The organism is Lysinibacillus fusiformis, from assembly GCF_002845985.1.
Taxonomy (GTDB): Bacteria; Bacillota; Bacilli; order Bacillales_A; family Planococcaceae; genus Lysinibacillus; species Lysinibacillus fusiformis_D.
The window spans coordinates 90,499-108,705 of sequence record NZ_PDFK01000010.1; the positions used below are offsets into that span (position 1 = coordinate 90,499).

Here is an 18,207-nt window from a genome sequence, read left to right on the forward strand (position 1 = left end):
CTCCTCTATCCATCTAATGAATTATATCGACCATAAAGCCATAATTTCCTTTGTTCTGCAGAAAGAATTCTAAAAAGTGTATTTTCTCCTGAATTAATATTAAGACAATAATAATATTTTGATTAAACAATAAAAAATCTAGCAGAGATTGACTGCTAGATTGCTGTTTATTATGAGTTTATTGATTCATATAGCTGTTCTAATTTCTTAGATAATTTATTATATGCCTTTTGCCATGCTTCCTCATCATCTTTAAGTAATATTACTTCTTTCACTTTTTGTAGATCACTTTCAGCCTGTGTAAGCTTGCTATAATTTTTGACAAGTTTTTGTTGCATAGCTGTTAAGCTATTATAGTTATCCTTTATAGCGATCAATCGATTTTCTAAGTCGGACACATAATATCCATCTACTTGCAATTCATTGATTGAATCAATGATCTTTAATACGACATCATTGGCTGTTTGCTCACTTGTTTCCATTTTTTGAATCTCTTCCAATAAACTCGTTAACTGTCCATTCATCTCGGCCTCATAGCCCTCTAATAAACTAATCTGTAGCGTTGTGAGCTTTCGAAAATCTTTCATAATCGCCGATGGATTTTTTTCTAGATTCGTCTGGAATTTCTTAATAAAGGACTCAACAGCTTTGACGTCACTTATTGCTTGTTTAAGATCCTGAGCATTGGTAATTAGTTTTTTCTCAGTAGAGGAAAGAGCATTGTACTTGTTAATCATATCCTTTACTTCATTTAGCGAAAAAATATAGCCATTTGCATCCATAAGTTCTTTATTTAAGTCGTTATAATTCTCTGTATATTCTTCGATTTTATTGCTGATTTTTACATAAAGAGGTTGAGCTAATTCTTGCTGAATGGCATTTAATTTGCTGTATGCTTTTTGAACAGCCTGTAGCTTCGAATATTGTTTAGTGGAATCTGCCACAGATAATGCCTCATTGACCTTCTTATCAAAGGATCGGACCGCTCTCACATTGGCTTCGGCAGCTTTTAAGTCTGCATAATTTATCACATATTTCTTTACGCCTTTAGGCAACTCTTTATATTTATTGACTAATTCGTCCACAGCTCTAGCATAGCTTTCAAAGTCAGACGAATCGTTAAGAGCATTTTTAATGTCATCACTGAATTTCTTACCTGCAGTTGCATCGTTACTTGTCTCACCAGGAATCTCATTATTCGTAGGAATTTCATTCAAAAGAGTAGCATTATAAACATACTTTTGCTGAGATATAGTTAATTTATTATACGCTTTTAATGCAGAATGAAAGGCCGACTGTATTTTGTTAAATTTCGTTTCAGGTTTCAATAGCGCCTTATATTTTTCTATTTGGATAATGACTTTTTCAGCTGCCTTTAAATCCTTTTGCATTTGAAGCATTTCGTTTTTTGTCGCCATATCATTATAGGACTTTAAACTTTTTTGCAGTGAGATGATGGTATTGACTTTCGATTTAAGTGTTTCCCATTCATTCGCTAATCCTGCTGCCCCTTTCACCTCGGCTAGCAATTGCTCCAGCTCTTCGATTGTCGTACGTTCTGCGTTTTCAGCTTCCACTAGAAGGGGTAGCTTATATTCTACCAATCCTTGCTGACGTAAGTTCAGCTTCAAATAGGCTGACCGAATGCTTTTAGCTGTTGCTACCTTTTGTTTAGGCGTCTGTCCTTGCAATTTATCAAATAGCTTTTCAAATTTTTGTGCACTTTTTAAATCTGCTTTTGCCATTGTTAAAATGGCTTGATTTTGCACAACCGTTTTATACTCCGGTAAAAGGGCATTAATTTTAGCATCTATATCTGCTATTTTTTCCGCTAAGACATTCGTTGTTTCTGAAGCGTATTGTGGGATCGGATCCATACCGTCTCCCAATAACTCTGTAATCAGTCTATTGATTTCACCAAGCTTTGCAAGCTCCTTTTGACTATCTGGATTTTTCAGCAATAAATCTACTATTTGCTGATAAATATTACCAGCATCTAAGCTTCGTTGTAAATAATCCAGTTGATCATATTCAGCCTTTAGTTGTTGAAGCTGTTGGAGGCTACTCTTTCCATCTAATGCTTTTATTTGCGCTGCAAGACGCTCTACTTTGGCAATATCAGCTACAGCACGCTGCAATATCGAGTAGTTTGTCACCTGTGCCTTTGCTGCTGGTGTTAATTTTTGATATTGATTGTCTATCTGAGATAGAACTGACTTTATATCTTCTCTATAGATAACACGTTTTTGGGTATCCATTGTGAGCAACGTGGCAATTTGTTTTTCAATAGCTTTTATGTGATTGTCTGAAATACGGATTGGCGTTACGGCAATACCAGAAATCACTTGATCTCCCACTTTTGCAGTAACCTTCACCACAATATCCTTCATTGCTGAATCCTGTGTATCTTTAGGAATCATATAGGAAGGAGTGGAGGCATTGGGGATGATAGAATAACTACTTCCTACCTTATATAGCCATTGATAGGTAAACGAAATTTGTTTCGACTCTAACGTGATTTTTTGTGAAGTATCCGTTTCTGTTGTAACAACAGGGATTTTCACTTTAAGCGTATCTCCAGGCACGACAAAATCTCCACCTGTGAAGCCTTCAAATTCAATTGCTTCTATACTTAAATTCAGCTTCTGAATCTTTTTATTCGGACTTACATATACCAATCCATCTTCTGTTTTGGCCTCCACAAAGATCAGTTTATCAGCAGCTAAAGGTGGTATAACGAGCTCTAATTTCGTTTCATTTGCAATGGGTTTCGCCTTATTATCTTCTAGGACATACCATTGAAAATTTGTAAATACAGTCGGTTTATTTGTGTTACTTGATAAACCTTCAATTTTAGCGACTAACTTACCATTCACATAATCATTGCCTTCAGTGGAAAGAGTTCCTTTAACAACGATTTTTTTACTTTCATACATTTTCCCACGGTCATCTGTAACCTTAACAATAATGGATTTTCCTAATGCATCTGAAGGTATTAAATAGACGTTGCTAGTTTGTGAAGAAAGCAGCTCCTCTACGCCCGCTTTCACAAAATACCATTCGTACTGATAATTAGCATCTTTTGGTAAGGAGGTGATATCAGCCTTTAATTCTGTCCCTACCATACCACTTCCTTCAATAGTTACCTGCTCTGAAGCAGCATGTGCATCGATAGGCATAATAATAGCTGCTGGGGCTACTGCCATTAATAAGAATTTTGCCTTAGTCATTCAAAATCCGCTCCTTACATTATGTATATATCACATATTATAGCAATACTTTCCACCTACTAGCAATGACACTTCAAATAATGGGATCTCTAATGAGAGCGTTTCACTAGTATAAAATGTTATGAAAAAACAAAAGCCTTCTAATCCACATTCGTAGCATCGACGAAGAGATTAAAAGGTGAAAAAAGTATGCCTATGTGCTTCTGCTTCATTTGCTTATCCACGAATCATATAAGTTGGACGGTTCAGGGTACTATACGTATAAGAGTGTGTATGATTCGTTTCACTTACGATAATTCGAATGGTCATCCCTTCTCCTACTTTGCTGTCTAAGGTGAATTTCCCATTAAAAGCCTGAACTCGCTCTTGCATACCTTGAATGCCCATAGAATCGGCAAGTAAAATATCATCTATATGACAACCCACCCCGTCATCGGTATACAATATTTCAAAGCCCTCTTCGGTACCCAATAAATAAATTTCTACTGTATGGGCATACGAATGCTTTAAAGCATTGTTTAATAATTCTTGGAACAGTCGATAAATCATTAAATTCAAACGCTCATCCTCTAAATAAAGACGGTCAATGGTATAGATCAAAACAAAATCAGCACGTTTATGGATTTTTTGTATAAGCTTCTCAAGGGCTGCATTTAAACCCAATGTATCTAAGAGTGGAGGCTTTAAATTTTCACAATAGCCCCTTAAATCATTCAATGAGGTAAGCATATGTTCATGAAGCTTCACAAGTTTTGTGGGGATCTCCTCTTTTTCCTTTGTATGCATGAGAACACCCATTTCTCTCGCAATATGAAGCTGTTCTTGTAAAATCGTATCATGAAGTTCCTGAGCAAGCTGATATTTTTCTTCCTCGAAGCGTAGCCAAAGTAATTTGTTGAGCCATGGCAGCTGTCGATTATCAGCCTCTTTCATATGCTTTAACTGATTTAAAAGCTCCTCGACCATTTTTGTATTTTCGATAAAATTATTTAAATAGAGCAGCAGCAATTCGAGCCATAACAATTCCTCATCCTTCAGATAAATCGATTTATTATGATCCACAACAAGAATGCGTTTATAATTTGCATCTTGATGAATAAAGGCGATATAGAAATGATCTGTTTTTTTAATATCCCCTAAACCTAATCGTTCGACTAGAACCTCATCAATCTGATGCTGCGTGTATTCCTTGGATTTGTTCGTCAATGTCACTTGATGTGTTTGAAAATCATAGGTTAAAACATATACCCTTTCCATTTCAAGCTGGAGCACAACCTCCTGCACAAATTTCTCCAATAAATCCTCAATCTTTACAACTCTCCCAATACTATCGACGGTTGTATACAAGCGGTGGATGTAATCCCCTTTTGTAGAAAATAAAATTTTCCGCTTACGATAATCAATCCGCTCTTTTATATAAAACAAAGCCATTAACGATAGAAAGGCAAAAAAGAAAATCTCCGTCATGCGCGTAATGGATAGATCGGTCAATAAATATAAACCGGCTAATAACCAAATTGTAAAGCCAAAGGAAAAATTAAAATAATAACGTAATCGAGAAATAAAATACTCCATATCGAAAATACGTTCAGTTAGCTGTGTGAATATGAAGCTAAATGGAATAAGCATTAAAAAAAGTGAACATACGTCACCAGAGAGTATATGTTTATGAAAGAAAATTTCTGGTATTGCAAACAAAAAAAGAAATGGTAAGAATGGGATAATAATGCTCAATAAAAAAAGCTTTAACTGAGGTGTTTTATATATTATATAACCTCTTCCTAGTATAGAAAGAATTACTACTAGTAAAATTAAAAATAACAATAGAGTAATTTTTGAGAATAATGGATTTGTAGATGGGTAAATAATACTCAATATACTAAGGAAAACAATAGTTAAAGGTATTGAATATAATATTTTAATTTTTTGAATAAAACCCCATTTTAAATTCAAAAATAAAAAATAATTTCTTAAAAAATGTATTAAAATAACAAGACAAAGTAACATGCTACTTCGATTAACAACTGTACCAACACTATTTAGCCTTCCTGATGCACCAATACTCACATAAGCCAAAGAAACAGTTAGAATAAATAAAATAAGTAAATTAATTAAGCTTGTGTTCTTTTGTTTATAGTATAGGTAAATTGAGATAAGTAAACTTAATAAATAGAAGCTTCCTGGTATTACCAATACATATAATAGTTGTTCTGGGATGTCGAATGGGGCAATATGTAAATGTATAATTTCCCCGTTTTTTTTCAACAGTGTTAATTCTTTAGCAACTCTAATGACAGGATTATAAGTAATATTCTCCAATTCCTCGATCTTTTGCCCATCAATTTCTAGAATAATGTCACCAGAAGCAATTTTTTGCTTGTCTGCCCATTCTTTATAGTATGGATCAATTATTAACCACTGATCATTTTTTTCTTGTAATTTGATACCCAAAAAAGGTGTGCTATAAGTGACATAAAGTAAATAAATCCCCAAAATTAAATATGCACTTATAGCAAACCATAACCATTTATTTTTTATTAACTTAGTACCAAAGACCATTTTCTAATCGAACATCTTCATCAAACGAATCCAAGATTGCCTTTTGTTCAAGTGCTGAAATACCAATAAGAGAAGCTTTTTTTTCTTTTAACAATGTTACCAACGACGGATTTTGCTCTAAATATTGAATAACGTTAATCATTAAAATCTCCTCATTTCATTAGTTTTTTTAAGATTATAGTTACAAGTATTTGCCAATAAGTTCTTTATTAAAGTAATTATTAACCATATATGTAACTATATTTTCATTATACTATCTCCCTCCAATAATTCAACATAATTTTCTAAAAAATACAAAAAATTAATAGGATATGTAATAATTTTGCTATATTTCTCAAATCAAATTCTCCAAAAATAGACATAAAATCAAATAAAAAGCCTATTCCCAATAGTAGGAATAAGCTTCTAATAGTTGCATAGCTATATTGTTTCTAACTGACAGCCATCTTGTAGCCACTTGTTTAAATCGGATGTGATTAACGTAGCATGTTGGGGATTCATATCACCACAATCCACCGCAAAAACGTGACCATCCTCTCCTTGTCTATTCATTAGAAAAACCATTCCACCTCCATCATCACCAATGGCTATATAGCCCTTCGCATATTCTGCTACTTCCCAAGTCTCGTTTCTTTCTAGCAATTCTACTGTACCGTAAATTAACACGCCGTTAGTGAACGATAAACCATTCATCTCTTTTAAGACATATCGATAAACTTGAGGGAGATGGAAAGTCAGGCCCTTCTCCACATGTAGAATTTCGTGCTCTGTAGCAGGTAGATTGGCCGCCGCACTATTATGTAGTGGGTACATTTCGTCACCATCCTTTCGTTTGAAATAGCTTACACCTAAGCTGCACAAAATTCGTAAAATGCCATGATTAAGTGGTCAATCTCTTTTTTCTTAATCATTTTATCCAACCATTCATGTGGAATTTCATCCATATTCTTATACATACCCGCAATAGCGCCCGTAATGGCTGCAACGGTATCTGTATCTTCTCCCAGATTTACAGCCCTTAGAATAGCCTCTTTAAACGTTGTAGAATTACCTACACACCAGATTGCTGCCTCTAGTGAATGGACAATATAGCCGCTTGAGCTAATCTCACGCTCTGGAATCTTTAAAAAGTTTTCCTCAAAAATCCTTGCATATGCATTTAGCTCCGCTCGCAGATCATCCTGTAAATGACTTTGGAGCAATGAATATACCTCCTTTAAGGCTGCTTCTAGCGTATTATTTCGATACAAGCTTAATAGCAATTCAATATAAATGATGGACCCAACGATTGAACGTGGATGGGCATGCGTAATTTCTGTATATTGTTGTACCCATGCTTTTCTTTTATCAAAATCTAACTCATTCATCACCACAAATACGATAGGCGCTATCCTCATAAGGGTGCCATTGCCATTATCAAACTCGCCCGTTTTCCCACAATGCTCAGGTAAAACACCATTTTTATAGTTCGTAACGGCTTCAGCAGTCGTGATGCCTATATCAAACATTTCTCCAAATGGTGTAAGATAGCCCTGCTCCATGTATCGTACAAACTTATTCATTAAGGTTTTCGTATCGCCTTTTTCAATGATATTTTCGACTAAACATAACGTTAAAGAAGTATCATCAGACCAAGTACCTGGTGGCTGATTGTAAGTCCCGTACCCGGTCACATCCTGCACATGGAAAGTCCCTCTTTGCTTAAACTCAACAGGTACTCCCATTAGATCACCGATAATCCCACCATATAATGTTGCAAACACTCGTGCCTTTAAATTTGTATCTACCATCGGATGTCACTTCCCCTTTCTATGTCAAACATAATACAAAAAAGACGATAATTGAAGATGTGAATCTTCCCCCATCGTCTGTCCTATAAAGTGGACTCTATTGATATTTTTTCATAAATATTTATGTTTATACTAATACCTCAAACTGCTATTTTTCAAAAAGATCATACGAAACAATCCCACTCCTAACAAAAAAACATATGAAAAAAAGTGCTTATGACACTGCTACACCACAGCTCATAAATTCTACTCGACTTGCACGTCTACCTATCATCTCTTTAAAATGTGAGTAATGCTCTGGCCTTGCTTCAATTGTTATGGAACGTAGGTTTCTCTAAAGTGCTTGAAATATATATGAATGTATACATCGTCACTTTTATGCATGTGCAATTCATAGCTATATGTTCCCCTATAAATCTTCATTTTCACTTTATATTTCTGCACTCCGACCATATAAACACGTAAAAATGCCGAATGTGGTACATCCTTATAATCTATAACAAACTTATCTATCGAAACCTCTATTTCCATCGCATGTTCTTCTCCTTGTATGCTAGTACTTATATAAAATTTAACACTTAGTACACTAATTAATAATCGTAATCTTTTCAATTTACGTATCTAAACATGCAAAAAAGCACTCCTTGATGGTCTAGCCTTCATGAGTTATTAATTCAAATTCAAGGAATCTTTAACCGTAAACAAGTTTTAAATGACTCTGTCATATTATACCTTGTATTTATCGCCACGAGCTTAGTCAGTATCATTCGTTATTAACTATTCCCAGCCCCATATACCCTCACCATGTAAAATGTCATCTCGCTTATTTCTCATGCTTTTTATTATTGGGTAACACTCATGATGGCACTGCCTTCATAACATGTTGATTTTGAGTAGGGCATGGTTTTATCTTATTAACAAATTCTAATTTCTCTTTCTACTCATCTGTTATGAGCTGTAACCCTAGAGTCGATTTCATTGATTCTAAAGCTTCTTATCAAAGTTAATTTATACTTCTTATTTTCAATGTTTAACCTTTGTTTACTTCTTTATTTCAATACCGAATCTCTTTTGAATTTGAGTTAAGTTCTCCACAACAATTAATTTATTCTGAGGATATATGGATAGGTATTCCTGAGCTACTTTAAGTAAATACTCGAAAAACATCTCATAATCCACAATTGAATATACTTCAGTACTAGTTACTGGAAGAGTTGTTGTAAAATTCACTCCAGTATCTCCAAAGTACTCTTCATCATTAGGAGTGCATTCAGTTGCAAAATAACAACTAGTATAACCAATACCAAATCCTTTGCCATTTTTAAACTCATTAAGTGCCTCTAAAAAATATCCATTACCTAAAGTCCTGTAATAAGCCTCCATATTTTCAATTTTTTCTTGTGTATCTTTCACATAATAAATTTCATCATCCATATTTATTAAACATACCTTTCTTTTATTATTTTGGAATTACAGGGAAGAAATTACTTATTTCCCCGGTAACTTTATTTTTATAACCTATGAATTGCAATTTTTTACCATCAACTTCGGCATATCCAATAATCTCATCAGAAATAGCATTTGGCCGAGAGTCAATTCTTACTCTACCATTTTGAATGCCTTCTTCCATTGCTTCCCTACCCAACTTTAATATCTGTTCATCAGAAAAAACCTTTGGGTCATATACTGTCTTAGGATTCTTATACTCTTTCCATTGTCCAGTAAATTTACCTTTTCCACCATTTTCTTTACTCAATCCATCATAAACAGGAAGCTTATATTTTACCTCATAAATTCCTGAAATATCAGGATGAGACGTTTTAGTAACAGCTTGATTAATATCCTTAACTTGATTACCAAAGTTATCTAAAATAAATTGTTCAAAGTTCTCAAGATTGTGACCACCCTTTATTCCAATATTCGGTTTTGCTTTAAAACCCTCCACTTCGGTTAAATGTGTATCATAACCCTTTTTAAAAGTAACATCTTTTACCGTACCCTTATTCGCAACAGGTTTACTATTGGTGCTATTCTATGATAGTTTACTGGGCTACTGTTTCAAAAATCCAAAAACCAACATATCCTATAATAGAACATTTCACAAAGTTATTACATGGGTAGATGTGTTAGTGGTTGAATAAATGACTGATTCGGCAATGAGTGGGGCCTTTTTAATCAGCCTCCGCTTATAGGTTTATGTTATTTGAGATATTACGGGTAGGTAAAAAAGAGCAACCACCACACGAGCGGTTATTCACATTGTGGCGTGGTTGTATAAATGAGAAGAACATCCGTATAATGTGATGAATCAGTTCATGTTTCAATATATTGTAGTAACGCATTGTTCTGCATATACCGCTTACTGTTAAACGGATCGGTTGTCTACTTCAAGCATAGTAGTATTTCATGATACGCTCGTTGAAAACTTTAATTCTTTTTATTAACATTTAATTCAGCTAGTAAAGTTTCGCCAATATTGTCGATTTGTTTATCTAAATCACCTGCTACAAACCCACACAAAGAATTATCTCTATTTTCAATGTAAAAGCTAATGCCGTCTTTAAAACCTATGTGATGGGTCAGGTCACTAAACCATGCTCTTTGGAAATCATATGTTTTTGAAAATTTTTCAATTATGTCAAAAACATCCGATTCATTGTTTCTCTTTATTGCTTCTTTAAGCATGTTAGGTGATCCAGCAAAGATTATACTCTTATCATAATTTAATCTTTCGTATTTACTAAAGGCACATTGAAATAAGAATTTTTCAAAGTTATCTGCAAAATAACTTACAAACTGGCTATCCTCATTAGTCATAACAATCTGAGGATTATCAGTTTGAGTAAAATCAAATGATAGTTGACCATAGAATAATTCAGTTTGAAAAAAATGTATATATTTATCACTTAAAGTGTCTGGTTCTTCTTCATGTATCCCTTCATAAGTATCAATTATCTCAGAAATGGAAGCATATCCCGGAAGTTGAATTTTTAGTAAACCCTTATCATCCTGCCCCATATAATTTAAATAAATCTCATATTCTTTAGGAAAATGATAGTTATATTTATTAATTTGTGTTAGATTTTTTAGCGTATCTATGTCCTCTGTTTTTGCAGGTTCTATTTCAGCTACCCATTTCTCATCAAATTTAGATATATATTTTGACAATCGTTCCAAAAGATTTGTACAATCTCCCATAGATGGGATGTGATTACTTTTTATTGGCATTTTCATATTTCATGTACTCCTCTATATTTTTATATCACTACATGTTAAACATGGATTCATTTGCTTTGAATTTTCTACATATGGATATTTTTGCTGAGCGCCAAACAGTATCGATACCTGTTATTTTACTTGAATTATCATGTACAGCATTTACCACTTTTGCTTCTGCTCAAGAACTTATTTCATCTAAAAACCCAACTGAAACCGTTCTATTCTATTTTTGTACGTTATTACAGTAACGACTGGTTTTTAGGCTTTTTTACCATCCCCTAATATGAAGCTCACCTATCACCTTTCATGCTTTTGCAGCAACCTCTAAAGCTCTTGATGGGTATGAAGACGGGAGCTCCAGGCTCTATAATTCAAATTTAAAATTGTGAATAATTCTTAAATAAATCTAAAATTGATTGCGCTTAAACTCTTTGAATAGGTAAATTGAATTTTTCTATATATTTTATCAATAGGTTATTCCTACCGAAAATAATATTCTCAACTAAATCACAAGAGTTATTTATTCGAATTAAAGCAAAACTCTGAGCCGACACCATTATAGATTCTTTCCCATTTTCATATCAACTGCAGCAGTTATAACAGAAATACAAAAAGCTTATTCCTTTTTAGCATTCAAGTAGAAATAAGCTTTTCTGAAATTATCATATAAAAGTTAAGTTAAAATCATTATGTTATCTAGACTCTTCTATCAATTATATAGGGAAAATAAAAAATCTGATAAAGTATCACTGACCTTGTTAAAATCATCTAATTCTACACTTTCATCATAACAATATACCGCTGGCTCGTCCCCATCATTTAAATCAAAAAACCAGAACATATATCCTTGATGCATCATAAATATAAACTGATTATCTGTAAGCTTTTTTGTGTAGTTGTTTTCCTCCAAAAGTTCAATAGCCCACTCTTTTAAATCAAAAATATACTTCATGGAATAATCCGTACCACCTAAAAATTCAATTCCATTCCCAGCTTTATTCATAAAATCCAAATAAGTTTTAGGAAGTGTTCGAGTAGGAGAGAATTTTACTAATTTTAATATATCATCCTTACTGCAGGGTTTCATTGGATAAGAGTCCTGCTCTAAGGATGTCAAGAAATCCTCTATATTACTACTTTTAAAATAGTTTATACAAAATCTCCTCCTTATCCTACATCTACTATTTGTACTATCATATGTTTATCGCCACAAGCGTGTCATTATCGATTATTTAGTCACTAATCCATTCCTGTATGTAAAATGTCATCTTGCCTAAAAAGCACTTGTTGTAGATATAAAACAATCCATTAATTAAAGTTTGTCTATTTAAAACTAGTTCCCATAGAAAGGGCTATAATACTGTGTTTTTGTTTTAATCTGTGCTGTTTCCTGACTCTAAACATTGTAATGATAAGTGAAACATGTGCTAGTTAAACGATTTCTATTGAATTCTTTATTTAAACTTCTTTTAACAGTCAAATAATTCATTAGCCAATTGAGAAATTTCTTGAACTGCGTCTTCAATTCTGTTTTGTTTATCTAAAGAATATTTATCTTCATTTAAATAGAAATAATTACTAATATCAACAAAAGATAATGCAAGTTTTTTAGGAGTGACTTCTAAACTTTTATATTCGACTATTAATCTTTTCATTGCTGTAATTAATTCACTATATTTATCTTCGTTCAATCCTTCACCATTTCTTAATTGTATTAAAATTGGATGTTCTCCTAGAATATTTTCATAAACACAATTTAAAGCTTCATTCTTATTCATAACGTTCTCCTTTAACGACATGGCTTAATTGCTGTAGAAGGAACATGCCCTCCACTAGAAATTCTTAGCTGAAAAAGTATACGGAACATAATAACCCGTGGTAGATTAATCATAACTCCTAGATAACAGAAGACCAGATTGATCACAAGTTTGGTGCAGATATCTTACATGTCTATAAACCAAAAACAATCAACATATTTCTCAAAATAAGTATTGTTAGGTAGAAATCCGTGTGAATAATATCAACTATACACGGAGCGAAATTCGTTGCTTTATGAGAAAGAGGTCTGAGCCATATTATTTCTAGTTCCAATGCGGGCTGGTCCGAACCTTCTATTTGTCATGCTGTTTTATAGGAAAGACTCACCATGACTTTTCATATCATAACGAGTTTATTCTCTTTTTGTACCTAGGCCTCGTTTTTACTTTTCTAAACTGGTGTCTACTTTTTTGAGAATGATCCAGTCCTTACTCCCATCTTTTGCATAAATATTGCTCGTAAAAATTATCAATATCTTCCTGACTTAGTATTTTCATATCATAAAAAAGACTATCGAGAATATCTTCAGCAATCTCTACGTCTTCTGCACAACCTGTATTGTTTGCCAGAAGTTCTACCCCTTCTTTTACTAAATACCCTCTATCTGTTTTAGACAGAGTACGATCATTATAAACTTGAATTATTAATTTTTTTATTTGTTCTTTGATCTTTTTGTTTTCAATGTAACCTTCCTCTTCACTTTTGAATTGCTTATTGTAGTAGTTCTTTAAAGAACTTCTAATTTTGTCAATTTCACTTCGATAATCTATTTTCATCATTTAAAGACACCATCCTTTATAGTATAAGTACCTCAGCATCTTTCGTAGCAAACTTATACGCTGGATCTCTAAAACAGGATCAATCCCATTAGATACATCAAAGCCCTTTTAGAATCTAACATATCAGTATAATAGCAATTAGTGTACTTGAAGTCATCTTTCCTCTTTTAAGATTTGGCCATGCATAAAACTCAGCAGTATGTTGCTTTTTCATAGTTGATATATATTGGGTATTCAATTTCTCATCATCAATATGCTCCTGAATTGAATAATTAGCATCACAGAATCAGAGTTTCTATATCTTAAAAGAATTTGAGAGTGTGGAGCATTAAAAAAGAATAAGAAAAGTATGTAATGGATTACAATACAAACGTATTAAGGCAACCAAGGTTTTCTATTCACATAATTCTATTTTGTTTTCACCACTTCTTTTATTTGCTCTACTAATTGAATTAACCACTGTAGTGGCGTTAGTTCAATTAGTAGAGCAAATAAATTTCTACATTATTTTGAATGATTTTTTCCTTTTCTTGTTGTGTTAATTGACTATTTAAAAAATCTTCACAATATTTTATTGTAAACAGCAAACATACTTTACTAGCTTCTTTTATAAACTCATTTAATGCTTGTTCAGGAGAATTGATATCTTGGTGGAATGTCCCACCTAAAAAATCTTCTAATTCCTCTATAAAATCATAACTCTCACCCATTTAAATTCCCTGCTTTCTTATTTTTCTGGGTATCCTGTAAGAATAAAACTACTTCCTTTATCTTTTTTTAGTATAAAAAGCGCTTTTATCCCTACTCCAAATGCTCATTACTTCTGAACCTATACAAAATCCTTTTGAACTCATAATTAGTATTGTCCTTGGAAGTAGGATTTGTACGGAGGTTTTGACTCATGCTATTTAAAAATTTTCTAATAAAAATCAGGAACGCCGTATATTAACGATCATATGAAGAAAAGTAATGTGGAATATCTTCCAATTCGATAAATCGAATTCCTTTCATATGCCTTTCCTCACAAAGTTGCTTAAACCTTTCTGAACAAAATAGATATCTTGCTAATTTTAAGTAATTCAAACAAAACACGTCTCTATCATTTTCTTTTAATACAATTTTTTGATATTTTTCAACCAAATAATTTAAGTCAGGAATCTTATTTTCAGGAACTCTCCTTTTTGTAAATTCCGACTTCTCGTAATCAACAAAATCCTCTCTATTATAGTACTTAATAAAATAATAAGGTTTTTTTACCTTAGATTTCCCTTTAGAACTAACTACTTGGAGATTCGATATAACATACTTTTGCAAAGTATTTACTTGATTCATCAAAGTAAGAAAATCACAACTGACGATGTGACCATTAAAACTCTCATAATAGTCGAATTCAATTTTATTATTAGTAATTAACCATAAATCTTTTGGCATATCTTGTTTTACGAAAAAAATCTTGTTCCATTCGTATCCCATTCCCTCATTATATTTTGTTTCGTCAAAAGATTCGTGAATAAAACCTTCCAAAAAATAGGAGACTTTATATTATCCTTAACAATCATATAGTAACTCATTATATCACCCTAATCTTTGACACTTAGGATTTTTCCTAAATTGCACAGTATCAAAATGTCCTTTCTGTATTTTGTTTTTTAATTCTTTGCAATTTGCGAATATCTGTCCTAGTCTCTTTTTCATTTATTAGACCAAGAGAATATTTATTGGAAATATCTATCACCCTACTCATGACAAAATCACTATACATAAGATGACTAGTATCATGAATCATACTAAAAGAACTTCCTTTTAATGTGGTAGGGTTGCTAGGCATCATAATACCATTAAATGCTTCATCTCTTAATCCCCCCATACCGATAGAGTCAAAGAAGGATTGATGTGTTTTCTATGTATTAGTTGTAATAACATGGTGAGCTTGAAATCTTGATAGTTTATCTCCTGCCCTTTTTCTGTTTCCAGCAAGACTTGACTAGGTGCTCTCGCTAAACCGAATGAATCAATTTCCATATTTGAATCGTGCACATACCCATAAAGAGTCGGATTCCCACCTGCAATTCCAATCGGATTAACTTGAGTATAATTCCCTTGTTCTGGGTCGTAGTATCGGATCGATTATAGTACAATCCTATAAATCCTTATATTCAACCTCTCTTCAATTGCTTTTGTTCATTTTTCCATCAGCTATTCTAAGTCCATCTAGCAAAATAAGATTGTATTCTTGAGCAACAATTTCAAAAACTTCATCATAACATTCAAGAAAATAATGCTTATATCCCTTTTCAACCAGTGACTCTTGCTGATTCAAAAAGTCGGAATCAATCACTTCACAAAAACAAGTATCCAATATATTTTCATTAAAATAATCAAGAGCACAAAGTCCAAATTTGACTACATTTTTAAAAATGAAAGAAATATCAATGTATCGTTCTTCTGTCGAAATATTTGATGCCAACTCTGTTGCTAAATTTAATGAAATTTCAACTTGGCTTGGAAATCGATCCATATTGAACTTTTTTAAAATCAACGCATCTCTAGCATCTATTACACCAATTGTTGTATCTATAAATTTGGTTTTCATAATGCCTCCATTTCTTTACCTAAGGGCAACGAATTTCAATTGTCCTACCGGCTGTTTTAGTGCTAAATCGTTTATTTAAATTAATATTCCCTAAATTTTCTTTAGTCGCCCAAATGGAATTCACCCATCCGCTTCAATCGAGAGTTATTTAACAAAGTATGTCTCGTAAAGGGATTTGTTACGACAATTTCTTTATGGAGAATTTCTTCGGCATTTTAAAGTTATAATTTCTATACTTTTAAAAGTATAACGCATTTTAAAATTGAATTATAAAAATACATAACGTATTAGAATACAAAACGAGTTAAGGCCGACGTTAAAAGACATGAGTCCGATACAATATCGAACTCATGCCCAAACCTCTGCCTAATGAAATAACTCTGTCTAACATTTCGAGGTCACTTCATTACCAAGAGGCTATTTACTATTCTTTTGCTTTGCTTACTCAACTAAAAACCACTATCGACTAATTCAATATAATACAGACCGTTTTAAAGCTTGTTTACATCAATAATTTCAATTTTCGAATCGAAATAATAAAACATTGCTAAATAGACGGGGAAATTTGCCCATCATTGACTAACATAAAATATTTTATAAAATTGCCCCAATCGTTTACAAGCTGGATATTTTATTGAAGGAAGGGGCTTATCGTTCGTTCCTTACATATATTTTGCAATAAATTTACTAAATTAAAGTATTAATTTTAATAACATAATTTTTTGATTAACTACTTCTTAATCTTTTTATTACGTCGGCTCCCTGAACATAACTCAAAAACTTTAGGAAGGGTATTTAGATATTTACCTAATTTTTTACTGGACTAATTAAAATTACATTCTTTGAATTGAGAACCTCTAAACAATTGTATTTTTGATTTAAACTTTCAATTACTTTGCCATACTTCATAAGTGTGATATCTTGTATAACCAAAAAAGGTAAACTATTCAGCTTTTCTCTAATATCGATAATAGAAAGTTTTAAATTAAAACATTTTCTTATTTCCATAATAAACTTGTTTGCATCATTTGGTATTCTGACAACATACACTTTTACCTCATCTATCAAATCCAGTTCGTCTGAGGGAAAATCTTCTTCATCTATAACTGGATTATTTTCAAGCCAACTAAATAATTCAATATCTAAAGAATAAAAAGACGACGACAATGCACCCAAATCTTGATAGAATACGTTTAGTTGGTCGCTATTCTTTTTTAAAAACACTCCTTGTCCCCCACCGTCATCCCCTATCAAAATATAATCAGGTGCGTAAACACTTACTTCATACAACCTGTTCCTTTCCACTGCAATGTCAAAACCATAAATATTAATTCCGTTTTCAAATGTAACTTCCTCGAAATATTTCCAAAATTCAATCATTCTCGAAGGTATATTAGTTTGAAAACTGATATTGATTTCATTTGCATCAATGTTTCTCTCTGTTCTAACGATTAAAGGTAACGACTTAAAATTTAAAATCATTGATTTCCTCCAATTAAATGTGACCTAGTCCATTAAAGTATTTATAAGCTTCTTTTGCAAGCCTTTGAATATGCTTTTTGGATACACCCGCTTGTACCATTTCTCTATAAGCAATATTAAATTCTGATTTTAATGAATTATTATACCCTGAATTAGCTCTCCTTAGATTTTGCAATCTACTAATTTGTGCGTGTGGTTGTCCACTCGATGACCTTACTAATATTGCTGGTGAATTTCTATTTATTTTACTAGCACCTTTTAAATTTTGTCTTACCCATTCCTGCTGGATAAAATGATGTGATTGAACCAAACTATCAGCCGATTTGTTAGCATGCCCTGGGGCTCTATTTTTCTGAGGAGAGAGATTTTTATGTGCATCAACGTCATTAGTTTTGTATCCGCCTGGTCTTTTACAACTTAAACCTAGCGGGTCTATCCATATACTCGGATCACTCACATACGCATACAAGGTAGGATTCCCACCTGCAAGTCCAATCGGGTCAATTTGGGTATAATTCCCTTGCACCGGATCGTAGTATCGGAATCGATTATAATACAATCCAATTTCTACATCTTCATACTGCCCTTGATAACGGAATGGAATGAAATCTTTCTCACCTGTAAATTCTTTCATTCGTCCATAAACATCAAACTCAGCCGACCAAACCTTATGACCTTGCTCATCATAGGCTTCAACAGGTGTTCCAAGATAATCACTAATAATACTGTAATGACCC

The 18,207-nt window shown here is 32.8% G+C and carries 16 protein-coding genes and 2 pseudogenes; 2 read left to right on the forward strand and 16 right to left on the reverse strand.

All coding sequences use genetic code 11. The annotated features are described in order from the left end of the window. Positions 1 to 170: 170 nt before the first annotated feature. The 8 genes from CRI88_RS20980 to CRI88_RS21020 all read right to left on the reverse strand — a co-directional run bounded on the left by CRI88_RS20980 (position 171) and on the right by CRI88_RS21020 (position 10,813). Positions 171 to 3,230, reverse strand: coding sequence for a hypothetical protein (locus CRI88_RS20980; protein ID WP_058844013.1), 3,060 nt, complete (start codon positions 3,228 to 3,230; stop codon positions 171 to 173). 216 nt (positions 3,231 to 3,446) lie between these two features. Further along, entirely contained in the window at positions 3,447 to 5,789 is a 2,343-nt protein-coding gene (locus CRI88_RS20985) for an ATP-binding protein (RefSeq protein ID WP_058844012.1), read from the reverse strand. Next, positions 5,773 to 5,931, reverse strand: a complete 159-nt coding sequence (gene comX, locus CRI88_RS20990) for a competence pheromone ComX (RefSeq protein ID WP_058844011.1) — start codon at positions 5,929 to 5,931, stop codon at positions 5,773 to 5,775. The genes CRI88_RS20985 and comX overlap by 17 nt, the downstream gene beginning before the upstream one ends. Positions 5,932 to 6,209: 278 nt before the next feature. Next, complete coding sequence (locus CRI88_RS20995) at positions 6,210 to 6,602, reverse strand: SMI1/KNR4 family protein (protein ID WP_058844010.1); 393 nt, start codon at positions 6,600 to 6,602, stop codon at positions 6,210 to 6,212. A 35-nt stretch (positions 6,603 to 6,637) separates the two neighbouring features. Beyond that, positions 6,638 to 7,579, reverse strand: a complete 942-nt coding sequence (locus tag CRI88_RS21000) for an ADP-ribosylglycohydrolase family protein (RefSeq protein ID WP_058844009.1) — start codon at positions 7,577 to 7,579, stop codon at positions 6,638 to 6,640. Positions 7,580 to 8,620: 1,041 nt separating this feature from the next. Further along, positions 8,621 to 9,013 (reverse strand): ribonuclease toxin immunity protein CdiI, encoded by a 393-nt coding sequence (gene cdiI / locus CRI88_RS21010; RefSeq protein WP_058844007.1) that lies wholly within the window; start codon positions 9,011 to 9,013, stop codon positions 8,621 to 8,623. 25 nt (positions 9,014 to 9,038) lie between these two features. Beyond that, positions 9,039 to 9,524, reverse strand: a complete 486-nt coding sequence (locus CRI88_RS21015) for a CdiA family toxin C-terminal domain-containing protein (protein WP_058844006.1) — start codon at positions 9,522 to 9,524, stop codon at positions 9,039 to 9,041. A 482-nt stretch (positions 9,525 to 10,006) separates the two neighbouring features. Further along, complete coding sequence (locus CRI88_RS21020) at positions 10,007 to 10,813, reverse strand: SMI1/KNR4 family protein (RefSeq protein ID WP_058844005.1); 807 nt, start codon at positions 10,811 to 10,813, stop codon at positions 10,007 to 10,009. Between the two features lie 74 nt (positions 10,814 to 10,887). Between CRI88_RS21020 and CRI88_RS22615 the strand changes: the two genes are divergently transcribed. Next, a complete protein-coding gene (locus CRI88_RS22615) occupies positions 10,888 to 11,046 on the forward strand; it encodes a hypothetical protein (protein ID WP_180957833.1) in 159 nt (52 codons plus the stop codon). 461 nt (positions 11,047 to 11,507) lie between these two features. On the opposite strand, the gene CRI88_RS21030 is transcribed toward CRI88_RS22615, so the two are convergent. The 6 genes and pseudogenes from CRI88_RS21030 to CRI88_RS21060 form a co-directional block, all read right to left on the reverse strand. Then, positions 11,508 to 11,915: an SMI1/KNR4 family protein gene (locus CRI88_RS21030; RefSeq protein WP_231745023.1), complete on the reverse strand. Its 408-nt coding sequence runs from the start codon at positions 11,913 to 11,915 to the stop codon at positions 11,508 to 11,510. 352 nt (positions 11,916 to 12,267) lie between these two features. Beyond that, a complete protein-coding gene (locus CRI88_RS21035; protein WP_058844002.1) occupies positions 12,268 to 12,576 on the reverse strand; it encodes a hypothetical protein in 309 nt (102 codons plus the stop codon). 468 nt (positions 12,577 to 13,044) lie between these two features. Continuing rightward, positions 13,045 to 13,395 carry a hypothetical protein gene (locus CRI88_RS21040; protein ID WP_058844001.1) on the reverse strand — a complete coding sequence of 117 codons (351 nt, stop codon included), beginning with the start codon at positions 13,393 to 13,395 and terminating at the stop codon, positions 13,045 to 13,047. 408 nt (positions 13,396 to 13,803) lie between these two features. Beyond that, positions 13,804 to 14,105 (reverse strand): annotated as a pseudogene (locus tag CRI88_RS21045) (contact-dependent growth inhibition system immunity protein). Between the two features lie 235 nt (positions 14,106 to 14,340). Further along, on the reverse strand, positions 14,341 to 14,919 hold the full coding sequence (locus tag CRI88_RS21050; protein ID WP_058844153.1) for an Imm43 family immunity protein: 579 nt from the start codon (positions 14,917 to 14,919) through the stop codon (positions 14,341 to 14,343). A 643-nt stretch (positions 14,920 to 15,562) separates the two neighbouring features. Then, positions 15,563 to 15,988, reverse strand: coding sequence for a hypothetical protein (locus tag CRI88_RS21060; RefSeq protein WP_058844151.1), 426 nt, complete (start codon positions 15,986 to 15,988; stop codon positions 15,563 to 15,565). 152 nt (positions 15,989 to 16,140) lie between these two features. On the opposite strand from CRI88_RS21060, the pseudogene CRI88_RS23065 reads away from it, so the two are divergent. Beyond that, a pseudogene (locus CRI88_RS23065) lies at positions 16,141 to 16,358 on the forward strand (IS3 family transposase); the annotation flags it as partial. Positions 16,359 to 16,795: 437 nt separating this feature from the next. Here the strand turns inward: CRI88_RS23065 and CRI88_RS21065 are convergent. Both CRI88_RS21065 and CRI88_RS23145 read right to left on the reverse strand, forming a co-directional pair. Further along, a complete protein-coding gene (locus tag CRI88_RS21065) occupies positions 16,796 to 17,470 on the reverse strand; it encodes a hypothetical protein (RefSeq protein WP_058844150.1) in 675 nt (224 codons plus the stop codon). Between the two features lie 13 nt (positions 17,471 to 17,483). Then, a partial coding sequence (locus CRI88_RS23145; RefSeq protein WP_180957834.1) for an RHS repeat-associated core domain-containing protein occupies positions 17,484 to 18,207 on the reverse strand: 724 nt, incomplete at its 5' end.

Coding starts and splice junctions, on each gene's coding strand:
- CRI88_RS20980 (WP_058844013.1), bottom strand. CDS start 3,230: ATGACTAAGGCAAAATTCTTATTAATGGCAGTAGCCCCAGCAGCTATT.
- CRI88_RS20985 (WP_058844012.1), bottom strand. CDS start 5,789: ATGGTCTTTGGTACTAAGTTAATAAAAAATAAATGGTTATGGTTTGCT.
- comX (WP_058844011.1), bottom strand. CDS start 5,931: ATGATTAACGTTATTCAATATTTAGAGCAAAATCCGTCGTTGGTAACA.
- CRI88_RS20995 (WP_058844010.1), bottom strand. CDS start 6,602: ATGTACCCACTACATAATAGTGCGGCGGCCAATCTACCTGCTACAGAG.
- CRI88_RS21000 (WP_058844009.1), bottom strand. CDS start 7,579: ATGGTAGATACAAATTTAAAGGCACGAGTGTTTGCAACATTATATGGT.
- cdiI (WP_058844007.1), bottom strand. CDS start 9,013: ATGGATGATGAAATTTATTATGTGAAAGATACACAAGAAAAAATTGAA.
- CRI88_RS21020 (WP_058844005.1), bottom strand. CDS start 10,813: ATGAAAATGCCAATAAAAAGTAATCACATCCCATCTATGGGAGATTGT.
- CRI88_RS22615 (WP_180957833.1), top strand. CDS start 10,888: ATGGATATTTTTGCTGAGCGCCAAACAGTATCGATACCTGTTATTTTA.
- CRI88_RS21035 (WP_058844002.1), bottom strand. CDS start 12,576: ATGAATAAGAATGAAGCTTTAAATTGTGTTTATGAAAATATTCTAGGA.
- CRI88_RS21040 (WP_058844001.1), bottom strand. CDS start 13,395: ATGATGAAAATAGATTATCGAAGTGAAATTGACAAAATTAGAAGTTCT.
- CRI88_RS21060 (WP_058844151.1), bottom strand. CDS start 15,988: ATGAAAACCAAATTTATAGATACAACAATTGGTGTAATAGATGCTAGA.
- CRI88_RS21065 (WP_058844150.1), bottom strand. CDS start 17,470: ATGATTTTAAATTTTAAGTCGTTACCTTTAATCGTTAGAACAGAGAGA.